The 4,046-nt window shown below is 37.2% G+C and carries 5 protein-coding genes; all 5 read left to right on the forward strand.

Annotated features, from left to right (window positions below; genetic code table 11):
- Positions 1-692: 692 nt before the first annotated feature.
- Positions 693-926: a helix-turn-helix transcriptional regulator gene (locus VB654_RS23680; RefSeq protein ID WP_323216287.1), complete on the forward strand. Its 234-nt coding sequence runs from the start codon at positions 693-695 to the stop codon at positions 924-926.
- Positions 927-989: 63 nt separating this feature from the next.
- The gene (locus VB654_RS23685) at positions 990-1,277 is read left to right on the forward strand and encodes a hypothetical protein (RefSeq protein WP_323216288.1); all 288 of its coding nucleotides are present in this window, start codon (positions 990-992) and stop codon (positions 1,275-1,277) included.
- Positions 1,278-1,509: 232 nt separating this feature from the next.
- Positions 1,510-2,004, forward strand: a complete 495-nt coding sequence (locus tag VB654_RS23690) for a hypothetical protein (protein ID WP_323216289.1) — start codon at positions 1,510-1,512, stop codon at positions 2,002-2,004.
- Positions 2,005-2,061: 57 nt separating this feature from the next.
- Positions 2,062-2,256, forward strand: a complete 195-nt coding sequence (locus tag VB654_RS23695) for an EVE domain-containing protein (protein WP_323216290.1) — start codon at positions 2,062-2,064, stop codon at positions 2,254-2,256.
- 58 nt (positions 2,257-2,314) lie between these two features.
- Positions 2,315-4,046: sacsin N-terminal ATP-binding-like domain-containing protein (locus tag VB654_RS23700; RefSeq protein WP_323216291.1), on the forward strand; the 1,732-nt coding region annotated here is incomplete at its 3' end.

Below are 4,046 nucleotides of genomic sequence, written 5' to 3' on the forward strand. Positions count from 1 at the left end.
CTTATGTTGAATGCTTCTTCATTAAAGCCCATTGTGGGGACAATTGATTTCACCAGATGGTATAGATTGGTTTCTACACTATCGCTTCACCAGGCGGTATAGATTGGTTTCTATACTATCGCTGGGCATTTTATTATTTGGATCTCCCTAATTGGCGAACTGTCCCAATCAAGGCATTATCAAGGCATTAGGCTCACGAATCATTGACTTGGTGGGGTCTTGTGATCAGTCATTTGCGATTGCCTCCGGCGGGTGCAAAGCACCATCGCCGAAATCGCACTGTCTCCCAACTTTTCCCTTCAGAATTTTGGATTATGGGCGGTAGGCTAAATTGCATTGGAATAAGTATCTTCTAGCAGTCTGTATAATGATGTGGTTGTTTACCAATAGTTTAAATACTTAAGCTTAGTCAGATACCATTAGTTTTTTCATGTTTTAATATGTGGTTCTACATATTTTTGTACTACCCCATATTACAGTTGCTATGCACTCTCACCTAATAAAGGTTTGTGTGGATTAAATAGCTATGATAATTACTGTAGAATTTACTGAAAATCCTCTTGTGAATGTATTGATTTGATTCAATAGTAATCATGAAAAATTTATCATTTTAAACCTTGTTATTACGTTTAAATGCGTTTATGATGGCAGTTGATACATCATTTGCTACATCAAAATAATGGGTTAGGCAAATGTCGAGCAAACAGCAGCCGGAGATTGGTCAAATCATCCGCGAACTTCGCCTGTTAACTAATTTGACACAGGAACAGTTTGCAGCACATTTAGGTGTGACATATCCTACGGTCAACCGATGGGAAAATGGCCGCTCTAATCCGTCACCGATTGCCATGAAGCTAATTGAGCAGAAGCTTAAGGAGATAGGGGAACAGGGTAAGGATCTGTTAGAGAAGTATTTGACAGTTTGACAAAGTTATCGTGTAGCGATCGCTATTTGAATTGACTAATTAATTTGTGGATAGGGTGCATTAATGATTTTCACAATTCACAAGACTTGCTTACAGATCCAGGAGAGCGATCGCAAATCTGGCAGACAGCGTTACTTTTTACTTTTAACTGCTACACCCTGGAACAATCGCCGGGAAGATATTTATAACATCCTCTCACCCTTTATCAGCCGTCCAGAAGGCTTTAATGATTTAAAATTCCCTCCCGAAGTTAGCCACTGGTTTCAAAATCGAGAAATTGGGGTAGAAAATTTTACAGATAATACAGAACTATTTCGCCGCACCTACCGGGACAGGACACAGACAAATTAAACCTGATTCTAGACGAAGGGATTAAACCTAGCAGTATGCAATTTTCTCTAGCTGCATTTTTATTGAGGGCATAAATTTATGAATATAAATATCATCCTCCCATTCTTAAGGGGAAAACCCAAGTGATCGCAAAGTCCGCAACCTGTTATCGAAATCCCACGATTTTCATTAGACAAGTCAAAAACCTCGATTTTAATATCCGAAAATTCCTAGCTAAAAAAATGGATACACTATGTCTTACAGCATGAATGATGGATTGAAAGTAGCTAATGTAGCTACTGCTGATATAACTAATTGGTTAAAAAATCGACCTGAAACCATTGAAGTAGTCAACGTTGAAAACGATCTATTATTTCAAAAACGAGATATTGATTTAATTTGGAAAACTCAAAATCAGGAGGTTTTGATAGAAATTAAGGGCGATCGCTGGCATAAAACTGGTAACTTTTTCTTTGAAACTGATAGTAATTTAGAAAGGGGAACACCTGGATGTTTCATGTATACAGAAGCTGATTGGATATTTTATTACTTTGTGGGAAACAAAACCTTGTATCAGTTACCAATGCCATTAACTAAAGAGTGGTTTGTAAAAAATATAAACCGCTTTAGAGAACGTCCAACAACAACACCCATATCTGGCGGTGGCTATTATACAACTGTTGGAAGGCTAGTTCCTATCAATGATGTAATCAAAGAAGTAACAGGAGTAATACAAAGTAACCTATAACCCTAATAAATTGCGATCGCCCCACCTCATCCCCAGCAAATTCTTAAGTGAAATCTAATGACCTACTGGCTATTTCAGGGCAACCCCAAATATTACCGCATCATAGACGGTATCCGCGACTTTGAGCAGATGCCCTGGCTTGTCACACGCTATGCCAAAGACATTAGTCATGGTGATGGGGTGCTGATTTGGAAATCTGGGGATAAGGCGGGAGTATATGCCATAGCTGAAATTATTGAATCCCCCAAGTAATCTAACAACCCAAGTCCAACATTTTTGACCATTTTCAATTACATAAAGAGTATTAATTATGGCAGGTTATCAAATTCCACCCGGAACAATTGTCAATAATATCAAAAGCCTATTGCGGGAGAGGTATAAGCAAGGGTTTCCTATAATTAAAGAAATAATTCAAAATGCCAATGATGGACGAGCCACAACTTTAGAATTTGGAATAGTCAAAGAACTGGGAGACGCAGTTGAGCATCCCCTCTTAAAGATACCTGGGCTATTTTTCCTCAATAATGGCACATTTACTAAATCTGATAAAGAATCTATATCTTGTTTTGGCATTGATGCTAATGCTAAAGATAAAGGTAAAATCGGTAAATTTGGACTGGGACAGAAGAGTATTTTTCATTTTTGTGAAGCCTTCTTTTATATTGCTCGTTCTCAAGATATTCAAGAAGGTTGTGGTGAATTTATTAATCCTTGGGCTAATTATGATGGACTTGATTCTAAACGCCCAGAATGGGGAGAACTTTCCCTTAAAGATCGTCAGTTTTTAGAAAATTATTTGATTCAACAAAACTTAGTAAAACCTCAATCCAGTTACTTTCTATTATGGATACCACTGCGCCAACAAATGGCAGATGAACGTTGTATTTTGGCTAACTATTATAATGATGCCAAATCAGTAGAATCAAATCTACCTGAAGACATGAAAATGAGGATTGGGCAGTTATTACCATTGTTACGTCATATTAGAAATGTTAGATATTGGCTAGAAAATAATCGTGGTTCTCTTAAGCCACAATTTTCTGTTAGTTTAGATAGCCATAATCCCTGCGAACGTTGTATTTATCCCAATTCAGAAAGTGAAATAATACAACAAGATGAACACGATTTACAAGGAAGAATTATTATTAGTACAGATGCAACAGGAATTCGGTTTGCAGGTAAAGAACGAATTTTACCAGCCAATGAATTTTCATTACTACTAGGTCAAGATCCAGAAAGGGTATCAAATACTTTTTGGGATGATTTACAACAGTCATCTTATTGGACAAAAAGAGTATCAATTAACGAATCTGCGGAATCAGAAAGTATACCTGATAAATCAATCCCTCATTGTGCGGTGGTTTTTACCAAGCAATCTCTAAACAATAGGCATAAAGCTAGATTAATGCTACAGTGGTCAGTTTTTCTACCTTTAGCAAGTGATGAAACTATTACAGAAGGAGCGGAACAAGAAGCCTATGAAGTAATTGATTGCCAAGGTGAGCAAGATTATACAATTTTTCTACATGGTTATTTCTTTCTTGATTCAGGTAGAAAATATATTGAGGGATTGCCAAAAATTCGGACTGGTGGGTTTGTGCAAAAGACTCCCACGAATGAAGATGAAATGATAGCTCAGTGGAATTATTTGTTGGCCACCAAAGGAACTTTGAAACTTTTTCTTCCTTCCCTTGAAAATTTTGTAAAAGTTCATAGTTTATCCACTCCAGATATATCTCAACTTTGTGAAGCAATTTTTCGCTCACAGTTATTTAAAAGTAAAGTATATAAACAGAGTATTTGTAGCGAGGCTCAGTGGGTATTTAGGATTAAACCATCTCGTAGTGCTTGGGAACTAATTCCGGTTAATGCAAATGTGAGACCGCTTCCCGGTGTCCCCCCAAACTGGGAAATTTTCCCTGGATTAGGCAATTTAGCGGAAAGGTATCATTTAATTGACAAGGAACAACCCAACCTCCTATCAAATGAAACATCCGTAGATTGGCAGGAGCAAGAAATTATTAATTTATTAAATTCGTTAG

Origin of the sequence: Nodularia sp. UHCC 0506, from assembly GCF_034931045.1 — a bacterium.
GTDB lineage: Bacteria > Cyanobacteriota > Cyanobacteriia > Cyanobacteriales > Nostocaceae > Nodularia.

Coding starts and splice junctions, on each gene's coding strand:
- VB654_RS23680 (WP_323216287.1), top strand. CDS start 693: ATGTCGAGCAAACAGCAGCCGGAGATTGGTCAAATCATCCGCGAACTT.
- VB654_RS23685 (WP_323216288.1), top strand. CDS start 990: ATGATTTTCACAATTCACAAGACTTGCTTACAGATCCAGGAGAGCGAT.
- VB654_RS23690 (WP_323216289.1), top strand. CDS start 1,510: ATGTCTTACAGCATGAATGATGGATTGAAAGTAGCTAATGTAGCTACT.
- VB654_RS23695 (WP_323216290.1), top strand. CDS start 2,062: ATGACCTACTGGCTATTTCAGGGCAACCCCAAATATTACCGCATCATA.